This is a genomic window from Amycolatopsis sp. NPDC049688 (assembly GCF_040674975.1).
Classification (GTDB): Bacteria; Actinomycetota; Actinomycetes; order Mycobacteriales; family Pseudonocardiaceae; genus Amycolatopsis.
In genome coordinates this window covers 361,758-380,587 of record NZ_JBFANY010000009.1, presented here as the reverse complement: position 1 = coordinate 380,587, position 18,830 = coordinate 361,758, and the positions used below count along the sequence as shown (strand labels likewise).

Here is an 18,830-nt window from a genome sequence, read left to right as displayed (position 1 = left end):
GAGCGGATAGTCCGGCTGGACCAGGCCGCCCCGGGTGGCCCGTCGCGCGGCGGGGTGGTGCTGGCCGCCGACGAGGCGGGGGAGGTGCACGTGCGCCCGGGTGGGCTAGCGGGAGGTGTAGCGGCGGAGGTGGGCGATCAGGTCCACGGTCGGCAGCCCGCACAGCTCGGCCATCCGCTCCAGGGCCGGCAGGTCGAGGGCGACCTCGCCGCCGGTCTGCTCCCCGCTGCGCCGCAGGCGGTCCTCGGCCCAGCGGCGCAGCGGCAGCAGGTCGGGCGGGGCGTCGGCGACGACCTTGCGCAGGTCGACGCGGACCCGGCCCGGCTCGTCGACGAACACCCGGCGGTGCACCTTGGCCAGCAGGTCCTGGGGCAGTTCGTCCATCGCGACGCACAGCTCGACCAGGCGCACGACGGAGCACTGTCTAGTGCCCAGCTCGTAGGTGGCCAGCGTCTGCAGCGAGATCTCGCTCTGCAAGTGCTGGTTCAGCTCCTTGCGTGTCCAGCCTCGGCTGCGCCGGAGCTTGCGGAGCTCGTCTCCGAGGATCCGCTGGTACTCCTCACCGTCGATCAGCACATCAATGTCCCCTGCCGTGTGCTCCCACGGCACCCGCACGGCCGTGATAATTCCCGTGCAGGTGCACCCTCACATGTATGTAAGTGCGCTGGAGCCCGGCCCTTACGCGAATTCGGGCATGTCTTTGATACCGATTGCGCGAGTTAGGCCGAACGGGTTAACGGCAGCTCGCTGAGCGGCTCAGTTGACGCAGGGAACGCCCTCGGCCGTGATCGGTTTGTCATCGTCGCCGGCCGGCGGCGGGGCGGCAGCCTGCGACGACGTCGCGCCCGCGGCGCCGGCGCCCGAGCCCGCGGCGGCGGACGTGCCTTCGTAGTCGGCGCCGAGGAACACCGTCACGTGCCCGGCCTGGACGCTCTTGTCCTCCTGGATCGTCGGCGAGCCGCCGAGCGCGTCCGCGACCGCCTGCCCCTTGTCCTTGCCGCCCTTGGGCACCCAGATCACCGTGGTCTTGCGCGAGGTCGCGTTGGCCGTTTCGCCGGAGGTGAAGCCCTTGGCTTCCAGGGTCTTGGCGACGTTCGCGGCGAGGCCGGTGCGGCCGGAGGCGTTGCGGACGTCGACCGTGGTCGCCTTGTTGGCCGGGTCGGCCTGGTCGGCGGGCGGCGCCGACTGGCCCGGCTGCGGCCCGGCGAGACTCTGGACGAACTGCTTCACCTCGGCCGGGTCGACCTGGATGGCGACGCCGTCTTCGGGCGTCTTGTACTCGACGTTCTTCACCGGGATGGTGCGGAACTCGAGCTGGCCGCCGGTCAGGCCCTTCATCTGCTGGGCGAAGCCGAAGATGTCCCAGTTCTGGTTGAGCACGACCGACTTCTTGATGGCGTCGATCAGGTCGGACAGCTTCGACGGGTTGGTCAGCGTGCCGGCCGAGAGGACCTTGCGCGCCATGCCGGCCATGAACACCTGCTGGCGGACGACCCGGTCGAGGTCGCCGTTGGGCAGGCCGTGGCGCTGCCGCACGAACTCCAGGGCCTCGACGCCGGAGATCGTGTGCTGGCCCTTGGTGAAGTTCGCGCCGGAGTACTCGTCCTTGACGTTGTTCTTCAGGCAGACGTCGACGCCGCCGATGGCCTTGGTGATTTCGCTGAAGCCGAGCAGGTTCACCGCGGCGTAGTTGTCGATGGTCGACCCGGTGAGCTTCTCGATGGTCTCGATGAGCTCCTTCGCCCCGGCCTGGTTGGCCTTGACGTCGAGCTCCTTCGGGTCGGTGACGCCCTGCTTCTGCAGGTCCTTGCGCGCCTGCAGCATGGCGCGCGCGTACGCCGAGTTGATCTTGTGCTTGCCGTAGCCGGGGATGTCGACGTAGGAGTCGCGCGGCAGGGACATCGCGACGGCCTTACTGCCGTCGTTCGGGATGTGCACGAAGATCAGGGAGTCGGTGTTGAGCTCGCCGTCGGCGTCACCGGCGCGCAGCTCGTCGAGCACCTCGCGCGGCAGCGGGTTGCCCTGGGCGTCGGTGCGGCTGTCGAGGCCGACCAGGAGGATGTCGCGGGCGCCGTCGGCCGGCTTCTCGCCGCCACCGCCGTCGCTGAGCACGTTCTGGTAGTTCAGCCCGTTGACCAGGCCCTGCATGGCCGCCCACGCGTACCCGGTCAGGCCCATCACCAGCAGCGAGACGACGGTCAGCGCGATCTTCGCGCCGCGGAAGGAGTTGCGGCGGGCGCGCGGGGCCGGGCGCGGCTGCGGGCGGGGCGTCGGCGACGGGGCCGCGCGGCGGGCGTCCGCCGGCGTGCGGCGGGGTGCGGGGCGGCGCGACGGCGGGGTGCCGCGCCGGGCGTCGTCCCGGCCTGGCTCGTCCTGCCAGGGCCGGGCGGGGCGACGGCCGCCTTGCCCGTTCCGAGGCGGGTGGTCCACGCGGGCGACTCCTCACTCCATCGATCGGGTGGTGCTCAGGGATGGACGCATGGTGCCGTCCTCGGGTTGCCGTAGCGTTACACATCCCCCCGCTGATGTGTCGTGCACCACCCAGTTTCCCGCACGGTCGACGGTTTCGCCTGGTCAGGACGGCACATTCGCCGGTGGTCGGCCCGGGAGGAGGGTTCCCGCGGCGGCCAGCAGCGCAAACCCCGCCGTGACGGCGTGCAGGGTGACGCCGAGGAACCCGGGCGTGCTGCCGTCGGCGGCGAACAGCAGCGAGGGCGCACAGGCGAGTGCCGTGGTCAGCCAGGTGCCGGTCGCCGCGCCGGCCCCGATCCGGATCGTGTGCAGCAGGAACACCCCGAGCAGCAGGTGCACCAGGCTCTGGATCGGGTCGAGCCGCAGGCCCAGCAGGTCGGCGTCGGCGGCCACCCCGCCGAAGCGGGTCAGCGCGAAGCCGAACACGCCGAGCGTCGCGTAGCCGATCCCGAGCCCGGCCGCGGCGCGGGTCAGCACCGCCGTCCGGCGGCCGGGGTGGTCGGCCGCCCGCGGCTGCCGGGCGCCGTGGGTGTGCCGTTCGAACCACCAGAAGACGAGCGTCGCGGGCACCGCGAGCAGCCCGACCGCGACCAGCGTCCGGGGCCGGATCAGCCAGCTGAGCCCGTCGGCGATCCGGCCGGGCAGGTAGACGACGGCGACCAGCAGCAGCATCGCGGCGAGGAACGCCAGGTACAGGCTCATCGGCGCGCGCAGGACGAACCGCGACGCGGTGACGACGCCGGGCCGGCGGCCGGCCCGGGCCAGCGGGACGGCCAGCAGCCCGAGGAGGCCGAGCTGGACCAGGCCGAGCAGCAGCACGCCCCACGGCGGCGCCGACAACGCCGCCGGAGCGCCCGGGCTGCCGAGCAGGACGGGCGGCCCGCCCTTCAGGACGCTCGCCACGGCGAGCCCCGCGATCCCGGTCGCGGCGGCCGCGGCGAGCAGCCGCCGAGACGGGCGTACACCGTCAGCGTGCGCGAAGGCGAGTTGCTGGGCGAGGAGCGCGAGCGCGAACGTCGCGGCGTAGCGGGGCAGCGGGGAGCCGACGGCGTCGGCGGCCACCTCGCCGCCGACGACCAGCGCGAGCAGGCCGGCGGCCGCGCTCACCGGGGCCCGGCGGTGCAGGGCCAGCAGCGGGGGCGCGCAGACGATCGTCAGCAGGTAGACCCCGAGCAGCCAGAGCGGGTGCAGCGCGATCCGCATGACGGTGGCCGTCGTCCCGGCCGGGATCCCGAGCAGTTCGAGCGCGAGCGGCGTCAGGAGCGCGACGACGGCGAAGATCAGCGCCGGGCGCAGCAGCGGGCTGGCGCGTTCGGCGAGGTAGTGGCGGTAGCCGCCGCCCGCGGCCTGTTCGGCGCGCCAGCCGGCGGTGTTGGCGTGGCCGCCGGCGAAGAAGATCAGCGGCGCCAGCTGGGTGAGCCAGGTCAGCGGCCACAGCGCCGTCTCGTCCGCCCCGGCCCAGTGCGCGAGCGCCGTCACGGACTCGCCGAGCAGCAGGACCACGACGCCGCCGGCCCCGAGCAGCGCCCAGCGGCTGACCTCGGCGGGCGTGACGGCGGGCGCCGGCCGCCGGGGTTCGCGGCGGGCCCGCAGCCAGCCGCGCAGCCGGAAGACCAGCAGACAGCCGATGACGAGCACGCCGGCCACCATCGGGCCGATCGGGTCGCCGACCGGCGGGCCCCAGCGCTGGTGCCAGGAGTTGACGACCAGCCCCGCCGAGTAGAGCGTCGCGACGATCCGGCAGGTGCCCGCCGAGTTCATCGGGTTGAGGTCACAGGCGTGGTGCATGTCGTGGGAGAGCTGGTTGTCGAGCGCTTCGCGGACCTCGGGGCCGAGCGGGTGGCCCTTGCGGTCGGCGTAGCGGAGCAGGTCGTAGCCGAGGTCGTGGGCCTTGCACGGCACGGCGTAGTCCCACTTCGTGTTGTCGTCACCCCACGGTGTCGAGCAGCCGCCGTCGACGTGGACCGCGCGGACGGTGCCGTCGCGGGCCGGCATCGAGCCGGGGGTGACGCCGCTGAGCGCGGTGAAGTCCTTCGGCAGCCGCGCGAGCGCGTCGGGGTGCGGGCCGGGGTGGACCAGGGCGTCGATGGCGTTCTGCGCGGCGAGCACGTCCCCGGTGGGCGGGCCCTGGTCCGGCGGCGACGGCGGCCGCGAGGCGATCAGCCCGAACGCGAAGACGACCAGCAGGACCAGCAGCAGCCACCCGGACGTCGACCAGGGTCGGCGGACACGCGGCGGCTCGGGCTGGGCGGGCATGGGGTCAAGGGTGCCAGCCCGGCCGTGGGGGCGGCATGGGGATAGCCCCCGGAGCGCGCGGTGGTTTCCTGCCCGGACGGCTGCCCGTTTCTCCCTGTCGGCGCGGGCTCGTCCGGGTCGAGACTGGAAAGGGGGGCACGGCGACCAGGAGGCGGCAGTGCGCTCGAGCGGATCGGCGGTGCAAGTGGAGGACACGGTGCACGCCCTGCAACGCCTCGCGCCCGGTGCTTCCCTGCGTTCACCGGCGACGCCGGAGCTGCGGTTGCTGGCGGCGGCGTTGCGCGACTGCGCGCCGGGTGCGCTGGCTTCGCGGCATCCCGAGGTGGTGGCGCGGGTGGTGCTGGGTGCGGAGCTGAAGGCTCTGCGACGGGCGATGACAGGGTTTTTCGGGACGGGGGGCGCGGAGGCGGCGCGACTGGTGCGAGCCGCCCGGTTCGGCGCGGGGCCGGTGCGCGAGCGGCTGCGCGAGCCGGGGTTGCGGGCGGCGGCGCTGGGCTGGGCGGAGGTGCGCGGGCACCGGATGCTGGCGGGCGAGCTGTGCGGGGTGGTGGCGGCGCCGGGCGAGGAAGAGGGGCGCGCGGCGGCGGAGCTGACGGTGGCGGCGCTGCTGCCGGAGGTGGATGCGGGGGAAGGTGGGCGGGAGGTCCTGGGCTCGGAGGTCGGGGGCGAGGCCAGCGACTTCCTCGACGTGCACTCGGTCCGCGTCGGCCGGCGGGGGTTCCGCGTCGATGTCCACGCCGATCCGCCCGTCGAACTCCTCCGGGACCGCTCCGGGCTCGCTCTCCGGGCCCTCTGGTGGAACGGTCTCGGGCGGGTCGCCGACGATCTCGGGTACGAATACCTCCTGCTCGCCAAGGACCCCGCCGGGACCGGGATCGTGCGGCACTGGTGCCACCCGCGGCCCGCGCCCGGGGCGCGGGTGCTGCGGCTCGAGTCCGCCGGTTACCGCGGGGAGCGGCAACTGCTCGATCGCTCCTCCGCCGGGTCGTGCGCCGAGGTGCTCGTCAAGCTCGAACTCACCGTGCGGCTGGGGGCGTGAGGCTGTCCGGGGCGAAGCAGACCTGGTCGCGGCCGTTCTCCTTCGCCAGGTAGACCGCCGCGTCGGCCGACTGGAGGAGGCGGTCCAGGTTGTCGCCGTGGCGGGGGTGGCGGGCCACGCCGATCGACGTGGTGCGGTCGGCGATCGTCGCCGGGTCGCCGCGCTTGTCCGTCGTCACTATGTGCAGCTTGGCGATCGCCGTGCGGATGCGCTCGGCCGCGTCCCACGTCGCTTCTTCGTCGATGTCCGGCAACAGAACGAGGAATTCCTCACCGCCGAAACGGCCCACCAAGTCGGATGGTCTCGTCACTTCGTCGAGGGTTTGCGCAACCGTGCGGAGCACGTCATCACCCGCCGGATGGCCATACGTGTCGTTAATCCACTTGAAGTGGTCGAGATCGACCATCAGCAGTGCCAGTTGATCACCCGATCGAGCGGTCCGTTCGAGTGCCCGCTCCGCCGACTCCGACCAGCCGCGCATGTTGAGAATGCCCGTTTTCGGGTCCGTCCGGACGTCGTTCTGGAGCTGATCGAGTTCCGCGAGGCGATTGAAGACCACGGTGGCCACCGCCATCACGACGACCATCGGCGGGACGACGGCGAGCAGGATCGCGGTCACCGCGCCGAGGCCGATGGTGACCGCTTCGAGAAGGTTGTCGGCCGGGCTGCCCAGGACGTTACGCAGGGTCGGCTCGGACGAGAGCCCCAGCGCCAGTGCGCCGCCGACGTAGAGGATCTGGATCGCTTCGTAGACGACACCGGTGAGCACGATGGTGCCCGCCTCGTGCCAGAAGCCGCCCCAGCCGGGCTGCCCGAGCAGGTGCGGCCCGAGTGCCCCGTACGTCAGGTGCGCGACCGCGCCCGCCAGCCCGTGGGTGATCGACGAGAAAATGAAGTTGTGCGCCGGCCTGCGGGCGATGAACCAGTGTTGCAGCCGGATCAGGAAAACGACGAGCAGGGTCAGCGGCACCGGCAGGATCAACGCCGCGGAAAACGTCCAGACCGCGGTCAGGTCGATCAGGACTTTTTTGGTCCGGTTGCGCCGGCGCTCCTCCTGTCGCTGCGTCAGTTGAATGTGGACGGTCGCACCGCCCGCGAGGATCCCGAAATTGATCCAGTCGCGATTGCCCGGCACCGCGGAATGGACGAAGGAAATCGCGAGCACGGCGATCGCGGCGGCTTCCAGGCCGAGCATGAAGACGATCAGCACCGGCGGGCGGCGCCAGAGCGCCCAGTTGCGGGGCCGGTACGGGTGGTCGCGCCCGGCCGGGCGGCCTGCCGCTTCGGCGTGCGCGGTCACCGGCGGGCGCGCGGCCGGTCCCCGCTCCCGCGGGGCGGCCGCCCCGCCCGCGGCGGCCGGGTCGTCGTCTGGTCCGGGATGCAATTGGTCACCTCCTTTCCAGCCTAGCTCCGCACTTGAGTAATCTCATCGGTACCTGCCAGAGTGTTGACGCATTCCGCGGCCGGGTATCATCCTTCATCAACAGAACCGGCGCGTTCGTGGTCGAACTGACCGTCGAACGCGGCTCAATCGCTTGTTCATGCTTCGCTTGACGGAGGTGGCGACCCGATGTCGAACCGCGACGGCTGACTCGGACGCGAATTGCTCGCCGTCCCCAGCTGAATGTCATTCATGATCTTGCCCTGTACGGAGAGGTGGCGACCGATGTCGAACCGTGACGGCTGAATCCCCCGGAAAAACCGTTCATGACGGCCCCGGCCCCGGTTCCCCACTCCCGACCCGGCGCCAGGACAACGCGACCGGGACGGCCACGAGCAGTCCCACCGCCCCCGCGAGCGCAATGGTCGCGTTGGCCGAACCGAGCCCCTGCGCGACCAGCCCGCCGACCCCCACCCCCACGCCCTGCGCGACCCGCAGCCCCGTCCGGTAGAGCCCGCCGGCGCTGCCCCGGATGTCGTTGGGCACCCACGTGATGAACGTGGCCGTCACCGTGATGACGTACGCGCCGGTCGCCCCGGCCAGCGCCAGCAGCACCAGCGCGACCGCCAGGTTCGGCTTCAGCGCGAAGGCCGCGAGCGCGGCCAGCGGCAGGGCGGCCAGCACGCCCAGCAGCTTGCGGCGGTGTTCCGTCGAGACGAACCGCGAGAGCAGGAACGTCCCGACGACGAAACCCAGCGGGTCGGCGGCCAGCAGCCAGCCGACCGCCTGGTCACCCGCGCCCAGCTGCGCGGCGAGCGGCGCGGCGAGGCCCTCCGGGATCACCGCGAGGCCGACCAGCCAGGACAGGTACAGCAGCACGCGCAGCCGTTCGTCGCCGAAAACCTGCCGGACGGCGCCGAACCACGGGGCGCCCCCGTTCCCGGCGGCCGGGCGCCGCAGCACCAGCAGCCGCACGGCGACGGTGGCGACCACGAACGTGAACGCGTCGATCGCCAGCGCCCACGACGTCCCGATGCTCGTCACGAGCAGGCCGCCCGCGGCCAGGCCGGCCAGCATCGCGGTGTTGTTCGTGATCCCGCGCAGGTCCTGGCTCTGCAGGTAGACGTCGTCGTCGGCGAAGATCTCCCGGCCCAGCGCGTTCTGCGCCGCGTTGCACGGCGCGTTCGCCAGCCGGGCGAAGACGAAGAGGACGAACAGCCAGCCCATCGGCATCCCGGGCACGGCCATCAGCCCGATCAGCACCGCCTGCGCGAACGACCCGGTCGCGAGCACCGCGCGCCGCGGGTACCGGTCGGCGAGCTGGGACAGCCCGAGCCCGCCGGCGAGCGCGGGCAGGAACGTCAGGGAGTAGACGACCGCCGACAGCAGCGGCGACCCGGTCCGGTCGAAGATCAGGATGGCCAGCGCGACGATGGTCAGCTGGTCGCCGAGCATCGACTGCGTCTCGGCGAACCACAGCGCGCGGAACTCCCGGTTGGCCAGGACGGCTCGCAGCCGGGGTGTCGCGCGCGTCGTCACCTCGTCACCACCGTCCCCCGATCGAGTGAACATGGACCGTCCGCATTGTGCCTCGTCAGTGACGACCCCGTCCGGGGGAGTCACGGTCCACCACCGGAAAGCACTGACAGTATGCCGCCGGTCACGCCGCGGTGTCACCGGAACGGCCGCCAGTCACCCCCTCGTGACCGGCTCGCGGGTACCTCCGGGCTGATCGAACCGGGCTCGCTCGGCGCAGGGCGGCGGCCGCTCGTCGTCGCGGCGATGCCGCGTTGGACCGAATGGGCCAAGACTGGACTCAGGGCCGGCCGGGGTGGACGGCTCGCGCGCCACCGGCGCCGCGCAGATCGGGGAAAAGTGATGGACGGGTTGATGCAGGGCAAGGCGGTCGTGGTGACCGGGGCCGGGCGGGGACTGGGCGAGGCGTTCGCGGTGCACGTCGCGCGGGCGGGCGGGGCGGTGGTGGTCAACGACGTCGACGCGGAGCTGGCGGAACGGACGGCGGAGACCATCCGGGCGCGCGGCGGCCGCGCCGTCGCGAGCGGGCACAGCGTGGCCGAGGCGGGCGAGGCGCAGGACATCGTCGACCTGTGCGTCAAGGAGTTCGGCGGCATCGACGGGCTGGTCAACAACGCCGGGCTGAACTACGAGGCGCTGCCCTGGGAGGACGACGCCGAGCAGGCCCGCGAGCTCGTGCAGGTCAACGTCCTCGGCGTGGTCAACACCGGGCTGGCCGCGATCAAGGCGATGGTCGACGCCGGCACCGGCGGCTCGATCGTCAACATCTCCTCGGGCGCTTCGCTCGGGCAGCGCAAGCTCGGCGTGTACGCGGCGAGCAAGGGCGCGGTCGCGTCCCTGACCTACTCCTGGGCGCTCGACCTCGAAGACGTCGGGATCCGCGTCAACGCCGTCTGCCCGCTGGCGCACACGCGCATGGTGTGGAAGTCCGAGCGGTCGCTGCGGGCCTGCCCGCCGGACCGCACGCCGGCCCGGATCGCGCCGGTCGTGCTGTTCCTGCTCGGCGCGGGCTCGCACGGCATCACCGGGCAGATGATCCGGTGCAACGGCCCGCAGCTGCACGTCATGGGCCAGCCGTTCCTCAAGGAGCCGATCCTCGAACGCCCGGTGTGGGACACCGAGACCGTGCAGAAGGCGTTCGACGAGGTGTTCTCCGCCCACCTGGAGAACTACGGCCTGGAGAAGCGCGTCCCGCCGCGGCTGCGCAAGTGGACGGAGTCGACCTCGCCCCGGACGGCTTAGGAACCCGCGGCCGGCTCGGGGTCGCGGACCGCGGCGTACAGGGCTTCGATGTCGGCCGAGTAGCGGTCGTTGATGACCCGGCGCTTGAGCTTGAGCGTCGGGGTCAGCTCGCCGGATTCGGGCGTCCACGTCTTCGGGAGGACGTGGTAGCGCTTGATCTGCTCGATCCGGGCGAGCCTGCTGTTGGCCGACTCGACCGCGCGTTCCAGCTCGGCGCGCACCGCCGGGTGGTCGGCGAGCTCCTCCGGTGCCGCCTCGACGCCGTTCGCCGCGGCCCAGCCGGGGGCGATCTCGTCGTCGAGGACGATCAGGGCCGTCACGTACGGGCGGTCGTCGCCGATCGCCACCGCCTGGCCGATCAGCGGGTGCTCCTTGAGCAGGCCCTCGATGCGCGTCGGCGCGATGTTCTTGCCGCTCGAGGTGATGATCAGTTCCTTCTTGCGGTCGGTGATCGTCACGAAGCCGTCTTCGTCGATCGTGCCGATGTCGCCGGTCGCGTACCAGCCGTCGGCGTCGGTGGCGTCGGCGATCGTGCCGTCCTCCTGGAGGTAGCCGAGGAACACGATCGGGCCGCGGACCAGCAGCTCGCCGTCCTCGGCGACCTTCACCTCGACGCCGTCGAGCGGCTTGCCCACGGTGCCCGCGCGGAAGTCCGAGCCGGAGTTGGACGTCGCCGCGCCCGTGGTCTCGGACAGGCCCCAGACCTCGCAGATCTCGATGCCGAGCCCGGCGATGAAGTAGATGATCTCCACCGGGAGGGCGGCCGCGCCGCTGGAGGCGACGAGCACCTTGTCCAGCCCGAGCAGCGCGCGCACCGGCGCCAGCGCGGCTTCGTCGGTCTGGCGGATCTTCTCGGCGAGCTCCGCGGGCACCGGCTTCCCGGCACTGCGCAGCTTGTAGCCCTGCTGCAGCAGCTCGTTCGCCTGCAGCAGCGCGGTGCGCCGGTCCTCCGGGACGCCGGCGAGCATGTTCTTGAGCCCGGCGACCATCTTCTCCCAGACGCGCGGGACGCCGAAGAAGCTCTGCGGGTGCACCTGGCCGAGCGCACCGACGACGCCGGAGGGGTCGGCGAGGGTGTGGACGTGCCCGGCCCAGACGATCGGCAGGTAGATCGACAGCTCCCGCTCGGCGATGTGCGCGAGCGGCAGGTACGCGATGTTCGTCGCGTGCATCGGCGGGTGGTGCAGCTCGGTGACCGCGTACGCCTGGTGGATCGCGTTGCGGTGCGAGAGCACGACCCCCTTCGGGTCGCCGGTGGTGCCGGACGTGTAGATCATGGACAGCGGGTCGTCCGGCCTGATCTCCTGCCACGACCGTTCGAACGCCTCCGGGTCGGCGGCAAGCGCTTCCCGGCCCCGGGCGCGCAGGTCGGCGAAGGAGTGGAAGCGGTCGTCGCCCTCCGGGATCGCCGTCTCGTCCAGCACGACGATGTGGCGCAGCGCCGGGAGGTCGCCGAGCACCGGCCGCCAGCGCGCCAGCTCGTTCTCCCCGCCGAGCACCACGACCGGCGCCGCGCTGTGCCGCGCGACGAATCGGATCTGGTCCGGGCTGAGGGTGGCGTAGGCGGTGCAGGGGATCGCGGACAGGTGCGCCGCGGCGAGGTCGGCGATGATGTGGTCCGGGCAGCCGGGCGCCATGATGAGCATCCGGTCGCGCGGGGCGAGCCCGAGCCCGGCCAGCCCGCGGGAGACCTCGGCGATGGCCGTGCGGAACTCCAGCCAGCTCAGCGTCGGGTGCCCTTCGATGTCGAGCGAGGTGATCGCCGGCAGGTCCGGGTATTCGACCGCGTTGCGGTGCAGCAGCCGCGGGATCGTCTGGCCTTCGGTCTGCTCGGCGACGGACGGGGTGGTCAACGCTGGCCTCCTCGGTGCTCCGGATGGCCACACTGTAGGGGCTTCCGACGCAGGGGGATAGAGAATCGCGGCCACGTCAAGCGTCGCCGTCGAACCGGACATAGCGGTCAGGTCCCCACCACTGTCCACTGTGTACACGGGCGGCCGCGCGGGAATCGCGCTTCAATGGAGGGGTCACGGACACCTGGGGGTAGGCGATGACGCACTCCGCGCGCAAGCTGCTCGAGGAGATCCAAGCCGAACTCGCGCCGCGGGACGGCGGCAACCGGCTCGTGCCGCTGATCGCCGCGGGCCGGGCGCCGCGCGCGGTGTTCGCCGCGCTCGCCGCGGAGGAGAAGCTGATCACCCTCAGCGACTGGCGGAGCTTCCACGCCTTGGCCGCGCGGGCCGACGAGCCGAACGCGCGCGCTTTCTTCGGCGGGCTCGCCCCCGGTGAGCAGCAGGCGAACGGGATGCTGGACGCGTTGCTCGCGGCGACTGGTCCGGACCACGGGAAGGAACGCCCGCGCGCGGGCTGCCAGGCGTACCCGGCGTACGTCGCCTGGCTCGCGCTGAACGGCGAGTCGTCGGCGACCGCGGCCGGGATCTTCGCCAACTTCTCCGCCTTCGGCCGGTACTGCCGGGACGTCGCGGCGGGCATGCGCGCGCACTACGGCTTCACCGGCGAGCAGTGCGCGTTCTTCGACTTCTTTGCTGCGGATGTTCCGGAAATAGAAGAACAAGCGCTCGCCGCCATCCAGGCCGGCCTCGACGCGCGCCGACTCGACGAACGCGAGGCGCACCGCTGCGCCCGGCTGTTCCAGAGCTACGAGCTGCTCTTCTGGAACACCCTGGCCGACGAGTTCCCGGGCTGACGGACGCGCTGCGGCCGCGGAACCGGTTTCGGAGTCCAGCGCAGCGTGATCACCCGGCTGCGGTTGCGGATTACCGGGAATTCGAGCCGTCCGTCCGAGGAATCCGTGGTGGTCTTCGCGAATCCTGCCCATTCCACTTTCCCGCGGCCGTCCACTCCGGACGAAGAGGGCCTCCGGGGGTGCCGGCGCGGGTCCGTGATGTTTGTCACCGAACGATTCGCCGCTGTCGTACGTAGAGGGCGCCGCCGGGGACGCGCGGCGGAACCGGGAGCGCTTCCAGTACTCACATACGTGCATGGAACGAAAGTCGCCCTGCGACGAACCTCACGACTTGTGGTGGTGGACTTTCGAAGCGCAGGCAGCGAGTGTGGAGGGGTCACCGTTCCAAGATCACGTTCTCGCCACGGACTTGACGCGCCCTGGAGGGCTGCCTAACGTCGTCGCGGGCGAAGCAGACCACGGTGATGTTGATCCGGCTGGTCGGAATCCGGGTGTTGACCGCCTCGGGCGACCCGAAACCATGTACTGCCGGAAGGAAAACGGACCCAGGTGAAGCAGATTTCTCTTCGACGCAACCGGGGATCCTCGATTCGGAAGCGCGTGCTCACGATCGCGCTGATCCCGAGTGTGGCCCTCCTGCTGGTCGGGGTGGCCCTGGCCGGCTACCTCATCTACGACGCGGTCACCGCTCGCGATTACACCAGCCGGATCCGGAACTCGGAAGCCCCCGCGATCCCCTTCTTCGCCGCGCTCCAGCAGGAGCGCCAGGCGACGCTGAGCCTGCTGGCCGGCCAGAGCAACCAGCGGGCCGTCCTCGCGGCCGTCCGCCCGAAGACCGACGCGACCGCCGCGAAGGAGATCGAGAACCTCCGCGACAACTTCGCCGACTACGACAACACCCCGCCGAGCGTGCAGAAGAACATCGCCACGTTCTTCGGGCTGTTCCAGCAGCTGCCGCAGACCCGGCAGGCCGTCGACAGCGGCCAGATGCAGATCAGCCAGGCGTTCACCTACTACAACCGGCTGTTCGACCAGTTCACCGACGGCGTGGCCGGGCTCGCGCAGAACGCGCGCGGCGCCCAGAACGCCTTCGACCGGCTGACCGCCATCCCGCTGTTCACCGCGGCCGACGCGATGCAGCGCAGCGACGCGCTCGCCGCGGCCGGGCTCGCCGCGGGCGGCCTCACGAACGACGACTTCCGCGCCTACGTCGGCCAGGTCGGTGCCTACCACGCCCAGCTCGACGCGTCGGCGCCGAAGATGATCCCCGACGTCAAGGCGAAGTACGACCAGCTGCTGGCCAGCCAGCCGTGGCAGACGGTGAACCAGGTCGAGACCGCGTTCCTGCGCGGTGACCTGTCGAAGCTGCCGGTGCCGCAGGACCAGTGGCGCGCGGCCGCCCGCCAGGTCGGCGACGCGCTGATGGGCATCTTCGTCCTGCAGAGCTCGAACGCCAGCCAGGCCGCGATCGACGACGCCGACTCGACGTTCACCGAGTCGCTGATCGCCGGTGTGATCGCCGTCCTGTTCGCGGTCTTCGTGGTCTTCGTCGCCGTCCGGCTGTCGAACCGGCTCATCGGCCGGCTGCACCGGCTGCGGGAGGACACCCTCGACGCGGCCGAGGTCCGGCTGCCCGAACTGGTCGCGCGGGTCCAGGCGGGCGAGCCCGTCGACCTCGAAGAGGGCGGCCACTTCCTCGACCACGGCACCGACGAGATCGGCCAGGTCGCCGACGCGTTCAACAAGGCGCAGCAGACCGCCATCGCGGCCGCCATCGACGAGGCGAAGACCAAGGAGGGCACCAAGACGGTGTTCCTCAACATCGCCCACCGCAGCCAGGTCATCGTGCACCGCCAGCTCAAGGTGCTCGACCAGGCCGAGCGCAAGCAGGAGGACCCGGACCAGCTGGACACGCTGTTCCAGCTCGACCACCTCTCCACCCGCGCCCGCCGCAACGCCGAGAACCTGATCATCCTCGGCGGCGGCCAGCCGGGCCGCCAGTGGCGCAACCCGGTCGGGCTGGCCGAGCTGGTCCGCGGCGCGTCCGCCGAGACCGAGGACTTCGCCCGGGTCAAGGCGGCCGTACTGCCGCAGATCGCGGTCCGCGGCCCGGTCGTCGGCGACCTCGTGCACCTGCTCGCGGAGCTGATCGACAACGCGACGTCGTTCTCGCCGCCGCAGTCGCGGGTCGAGATCCGCGGCAACGTGGTCGGCAAGGGTGTCGTGATCGAGGTCGAGGACCAGGGCCTCGGGCTCGAGCCGGACCAGACCGAAGAGATCAACGCGATGCTGGCCGACCCGCCGGACTTCGGGATCATGGCGCTGTCGGACGAGCCGCGCCTCGGCCTGTTCGTGGTCGCGCGGCTGGCCGCCCGCCACGGCATCCAGGTGCACCTGCGGGAGTCGGCCTACGGCGGCACCCGGGCCATCGTGCTGGTGCGCACCGACCTGCTGGCCCCGCTGGCGGAGACCGAGCCGGAGCAGCCGATCACCCCGCCGAAGCCGGAGCTCGTGCCGAACCCGGTCGAGCCGGAGACCACGGCCAACGACGAGGTCGCGCCGCTCAAGCGGCCGGTCCGCCGCCCGGCCCGGCACCGCACCGAGCCGCCCGCGCCGCCGGCCCCGGTCACCGCCCCCGCGGCCGTGACCCCGCCGCCGACGCCGGTCCCGCCGGTCACCGTGCCGCCGCCGGCCCCGCCGCAGCCGCCGTCCGTGCCGACGCCGGTCCCGGTCGGGTCCGTGTCCGAGCCGGTGAGCCAGCCGACCCAGGCCCAGCCGGTGGCCGCGGTCCGGCCGCCCGCCCCGCCGAACCGGACCTCGCGCCCGGCGCGGCCGGCCGCGCAGCAGCCGGTGTGGCCGCCGCAGGAGCCGCGGGCCGCCGCGACGCCGGAAAGCCGGCCGCAGCAGCCGCGCCGCCCGGAGGCACCCGGCCGCCCGCCGCTGCCGCAACGGCGCCGCCAGCAGAACCTCGTGCCCCAGCTGCGGGAAGACAAGCCCGCACCGGAACGCGAAGAGGTCCGGCTGGACTCGCCGGAGGCCGCCCGCAGCAGGCTGTCCGCCTTCCAGCAGGGCACCCGGCGGGCCCGTGACGAAGAGTTTCCCGAGAACGACGACAGGTACGGAGAGCGCGAGTAATGGTCAACTCAGGCGCCCACGAGCTCGACTGGCTGCTGGACGACCTCGTCAAGCGGGTCGCCGGGGCGGACCGGGCGGTGGTGCTGTCCTCGGACGGCCTGCTCATCGGGAGGTCCGGCAACCTTTCCGAGGAGGACGCCGAACACCTGTCCGCGGTGGCTTCGGCGTTCCAGAGCCTGGCCCGCGGCACCGGGCGGCACTTCGGCGGCGGCAACGTCCGCCAGACGATGGTCGAGATGGACCACGCGTTCCTGTTCGTGACGGCGGCCGGGCGGGGCGCCTGCCTCGCCCTGCTGGCCCGTGAAGACGCGGACATGGGGCTGGTCGCGTACGAGATGAACCTGATGGTGAAGCGGGTCGGCCAGGTCCTCACCTCGGCCCCGCGGACCGCCGGCGCACAGCCCACTGCACCATGAGCGCACGGCACGAAGCCTGGTTCGACGACGAGGCCGGCCCGCTGGTCCGGTCCTACGCGGTCACGGGCGGCCGCACCCGGTCGGACACGCTCGGGCTCGACCTGATCACCCTGGTGGTCGCGCTGCGCACCGCGCACGAGGCGGGCATGCTCGAACCGGAGTACGCCCGCATCATCGCCCTGTGCCAGCGGCCGGTCTCGGTGGCCGAGGTGGCCGCCCGGGTCGATCTGCCGCTGCCCGTGGTGAAGGTGATGCTCAGCGACCTCATCGAGCAGAACCTGGTGCTGTTCCGTACCGCGGCACCGGTCCAGGAAACTCCCAACCGACACGTATTGCAGGCGGTTCTTGATGGCATCCGGAAACTCTGACCCCCGGCGGAACCTGACCGCGACCGCGGTCAAGGTACTCATCGCCGGCGGGTTCGGGGTCGGCAAGACCACGATGGTCGGCTCGGTGAGCGAAGTGCCGCCACTGCGGACCGAGGAGGTCATCACCACCGCGTCCGAGGGGGTCGACGACCTGTCCGGCGTCGAGCAGAAGACGACCACGACGGTCGCCCTCGACTTCGGCCGCATCACGATCAACCCCGACCTGATCCTCTACCTGTTCGGCACGCCCGGGCAGGACCGGTTCTGGTTCATGTGGGACGAGCTGGCCGAAGGCGCGCTCGGCGCCGTGGTGCTGGCCGACACGCGGCGGCTCGACAGCTGCTTCGCCGCGGTGGACTTCTTCGAGCGCCGCAACCTGCCGTTCGTCGTCGGCGTGAACTGCTTCGACGGCGCGTACCGCTACGGCACGGAGGAGGTCCGGCAGGCGCTCGACGTCGGCATGGACGTCCCGCTGCTGCTGTGCGACGCCCGCGAGCGGGAGTCGACCAAGCAGGTGCTGACGAGCCTGATGGAGCACGTGATGGCGCGGTCCGACCTCGCGGCCGCCCAGGGCGGCTACTGAGTCCGACCGCGCCCGCTCGTCAGCGCTTGCGCAGGTTGTCGAGCGCGAAGCGGCCCGGGCCGATCGCGGCGAACAGCAGGAAGACCCACGAGTAGACCGCGGCGGGCTCGCCCATGTTCTGCAGCGGCAGCAGCCCCATCGGCGCGTGCACGGTGAAGTAGGCGTAGGCCATCACGCCCGACAGCAGGATGGCCGCGGCCCGGCCGGCCAGCCCGACGAGCAGCAGCAGGGCGCCGGCGAGTTCCAGGACGCTGCCCCACCAGCCGGGGAACGAGCCGAACGGGACGCCGCCGCCCTGGCCGTCGATGCCGCCGAAGAAGCCGAACCCCTGCAGGCCGTGGCAGCCGAACAGGAACGAGATCACGATCCGGCTCACGCCGACGACGATGCCGGTGACGTCGGTCTTGGTCTGCGTTCCGCGGGCGATGGTGGCGGTCATGGTGGTTCCTCTCCCTGGGGCTTGCTTGCCTTCTGCCTGCGCGTCGAGTGACTTCTCCCCGGATCGACAACCCCGCCGGAATTTCTTCCGCCGGGTTTCGGGAGGATGGGCCGATGGCGGGCAAACAGAGTGCCGGGCTCCTGCTCCACCGCGGCCGCGGCGACGACGTCGAGGTGCTGCTCGGGCACATGGGCGGGCCGTTCTGGGCGAAGAAGGACGCGGGCGCGTGGTCGCTGCCGAAGGGCGAGCTCGACCCGGACGAGCTGCCGGAGGCGGCGGCGCGGCGCGAGTTCAGGGAGGAGCTGGGGCTGCCGGCGCCGTCCGGTGAGTACGTCCCGCTGGGCCAGGTGAAGCAGTCGGGCGGCAAGGTCGTCACGGCGTGGGCGGTGGCGGCCGACCTCGACCCGGCGTCCGTGGTGCCGGGGACGTTCACCATGGAGTGGCCGCCGCGCTCGGGCCGTCAGCAGGAGTTCCCCGAGGTGGACCGGGTGGCGTGGTTCCCGGTGGATCTCGCCCGGGAGAAGCTGGTGAAGGGCCAGTTGCCGTTCCTCGACCGGCTGCTGGCGCTGGTCAGCGGCTGAGCAGGGCGTCCAGCGGCTTGGCGGTGAAGGACGGCAGCACGACGTCGGCTTGGCCGAAGTCGAGGCTTTCGGTGATCGCGTTGGGCACGGCGACGCAGGTCAGCCCGGCGGCCTTGGCGGCGGTGACGCCGTGCGGGGTGTCCTCGAAGGCGATGGTCTCGTGCGCCTGTGCCCGAAGTGCCGCGAGGGCGGCGAGGTAGAGGTCGGGGTCGGGCTTGGCCTGGTGGAGGTCCCCGGTGAGGACGGCGTCGAAGTAGCCGGCGATGCCGAGCCGTTCGAGGTGCGGGTTGACCCAGGCCCCGGACGAGCTGGAGGCGACGGCGAGCTTGAGGCCTTGTTCGCGCGCGGATTCGAGGTAGCTTCCGACGCCGTCGCGCGGGCCGAGGGTCTCGAGGAGTTCGTGGACCCGGGCTTTGGTGACCGGCCGCAGGGCATCGGGATCGACGCCGGGAGCGTGTTCGGCGAGCAGGGCGAACATGGCGGGCGTGGTGTGCTGGGTGCCGATGACGGCGTACCAGGCGTCGAGCGGCAGTTCGGTGCCGTGGGCGCGGAAGACTTCCTGCCAGGCCTGCAGAACGGCGGACTCGGTGTCGGCGAGCGTGCCGTCGAAGTCGAAGACCAGGGCGCGGGTGGGCACGCCCTGCACGATGCCCGGTCGGTGATCGTTCAGGCAAG

At 72.0% G+C, this 18,830-nt stretch carries 16 protein-coding genes; 8 read left to right on the top strand and 8 right to left on the bottom strand.

Annotated elements, in window-relative coordinates; translation table 11 throughout:
* Positions 1-105: 105 nt before the first annotated feature.
* The 3 genes from AB0J55_RS28320 to AB0J55_RS28310 all read right to left on the bottom strand — a co-directional run bounded on the left by AB0J55_RS28320 (position 106) and on the right by AB0J55_RS28310 (position 4,728).
* Positions 106-576: a helix-turn-helix domain-containing protein gene (locus AB0J55_RS28320; protein WP_364254809.1), complete on the bottom strand. Its 471-nt coding sequence runs from the start codon at positions 574-576 to the stop codon at positions 106-108.
* 180 nt (positions 577-756) lie between these two features.
* Positions 757-2,430 (bottom strand): LCP family protein, encoded by a 1,674-nt coding sequence (locus AB0J55_RS28315; protein WP_364254758.1) that lies wholly within the window; start codon positions 2,428-2,430, stop codon positions 757-759.
* A gap of 144 nt (positions 2,431-2,574) precedes the next feature.
* Complete coding sequence (locus AB0J55_RS28310) at positions 2,575-4,728, bottom strand: phospholipase A2 (RefSeq protein ID WP_364254755.1); 2,154 nt, start codon at positions 4,726-4,728, stop codon at positions 2,575-2,577.
* 157 nt (positions 4,729-4,885) lie between these two features.
* On the opposite strand from AB0J55_RS28310, the gene AB0J55_RS28305 reads away from it, so the two are divergent.
* Positions 4,886-5,767, top strand: coding sequence for a hypothetical protein (locus AB0J55_RS28305; RefSeq protein WP_364254752.1), 882 nt, complete (start codon positions 4,886-4,888; stop codon positions 5,765-5,767).
* Here the strand turns inward: AB0J55_RS28305 and AB0J55_RS28300 are convergent.
* Both AB0J55_RS28300 and AB0J55_RS28295 read right to left on the bottom strand, forming a co-directional pair.
* Positions 5,745-7,151 carry a GGDEF domain-containing protein gene (locus AB0J55_RS28300; RefSeq protein ID WP_364254749.1) on the bottom strand — a complete coding sequence of 469 codons (1,407 nt, stop codon included), beginning with the start codon at positions 7,149-7,151 and terminating at the stop codon, positions 5,745-5,747. The two genes, AB0J55_RS28305 and AB0J55_RS28300, sit on opposite strands and share 23 nt — an antisense overlap.
* A 321-nt stretch (positions 7,152-7,472) precedes the next feature.
* Positions 7,473-8,720, bottom strand: a complete 1,248-nt coding sequence (locus AB0J55_RS28295; RefSeq protein ID WP_364254746.1) for an MFS transporter — start codon at positions 8,718-8,720, stop codon at positions 7,473-7,475.
* A 306-nt stretch (positions 8,721-9,026) separates the two neighbouring features.
* Between AB0J55_RS28295 and AB0J55_RS28290 the strand changes: the two genes are divergently transcribed.
* A complete protein-coding gene (locus tag AB0J55_RS28290) occupies positions 9,027-9,926 on the top strand; it encodes an SDR family oxidoreductase (protein WP_364254744.1) in 900 nt (299 codons plus the stop codon).
* On the opposite strand, the gene AB0J55_RS28285 is transcribed toward AB0J55_RS28290, so the two are convergent.
* Complete coding sequence (locus AB0J55_RS28285; protein WP_364254742.1) at positions 9,923-11,779, bottom strand: AMP-dependent synthetase/ligase; 1,857 nt, start codon at positions 11,777-11,779, stop codon at positions 9,923-9,925. The genes AB0J55_RS28290 and AB0J55_RS28285 overlap by 4 nt on opposite strands.
* A gap of 197 nt (positions 11,780-11,976) precedes the next feature.
* Between AB0J55_RS28285 and AB0J55_RS28280 the strand changes: the two genes are divergently transcribed.
* The 5 genes from AB0J55_RS28280 to AB0J55_RS28260 all read left to right on the top strand — a co-directional run bounded on the left by AB0J55_RS28280 (position 11,977) and on the right by AB0J55_RS28260 (position 17,135).
* On the top strand, positions 11,977-12,633 hold the full coding sequence (locus AB0J55_RS28280) for a transcriptional regulator (RefSeq protein ID WP_364254739.1): 657 nt from the start codon (positions 11,977-11,979) through the stop codon (positions 12,631-12,633).
* A 600-nt stretch (positions 12,634-13,233) separates the two neighbouring features.
* Positions 13,234-15,768, top strand: a complete 2,535-nt coding sequence (locus tag AB0J55_RS28275; RefSeq protein ID WP_364254736.1) for a nitrate- and nitrite sensing domain-containing protein — start codon at positions 13,234-13,236, stop codon at positions 15,766-15,768.
* Positions 15,768-16,184 (top strand): roadblock/LC7 domain-containing protein, encoded by a 417-nt coding sequence (locus tag AB0J55_RS28270; protein WP_043776694.1) that lies wholly within the window; start codon positions 15,768-15,770, stop codon positions 16,182-16,184. Before AB0J55_RS28275 ends, AB0J55_RS28270 begins: the two co-directional genes overlap by 1 nt.
* Positions 16,181-16,552 carry a DUF742 domain-containing protein gene (locus AB0J55_RS28265; RefSeq protein WP_004561733.1) on the top strand — a complete coding sequence of 124 codons (372 nt, stop codon included), beginning with the start codon at positions 16,181-16,183 and terminating at the stop codon, positions 16,550-16,552. Before AB0J55_RS28270 ends, AB0J55_RS28265 begins: the two co-directional genes overlap by 4 nt.
* Entirely contained in the window at positions 16,533-17,135 is a 603-nt protein-coding gene (locus AB0J55_RS28260; RefSeq protein ID WP_004561734.1) for an ATP/GTP-binding protein, read from the top strand. The genes AB0J55_RS28265 and AB0J55_RS28260 overlap by 20 nt, the downstream gene beginning before the upstream one ends.
* A gap of 19 nt (positions 17,136-17,154) precedes the next feature.
* Here AB0J55_RS28260 and AB0J55_RS28255 read toward each other — a convergent pair whose 3' ends face one another.
* Positions 17,155-17,574, bottom strand: coding sequence for a DoxX family membrane protein (locus AB0J55_RS28255; protein WP_364254732.1), 420 nt, complete (start codon positions 17,572-17,574; stop codon positions 17,155-17,157).
* Between the two features lie 113 nt (positions 17,575-17,687).
* Between AB0J55_RS28255 and AB0J55_RS28250 the strand changes: the two genes are divergently transcribed.
* A complete protein-coding gene (locus tag AB0J55_RS28250; protein ID WP_364254729.1) occupies positions 17,688-18,155 on the top strand; it encodes an NUDIX domain-containing protein in 468 nt (155 codons plus the stop codon).
* Here the strand turns inward: AB0J55_RS28250 and AB0J55_RS28245 are convergent.
* On the bottom strand, positions 18,145-18,792 hold the full coding sequence (locus AB0J55_RS28245; protein ID WP_364254726.1) for an HAD family hydrolase: 648 nt from the start codon (positions 18,790-18,792) through the stop codon (positions 18,145-18,147). The genes AB0J55_RS28250 and AB0J55_RS28245 overlap by 11 nt on opposite strands.
* Positions 18,793-18,830: the final 38 nt, after the last annotated feature.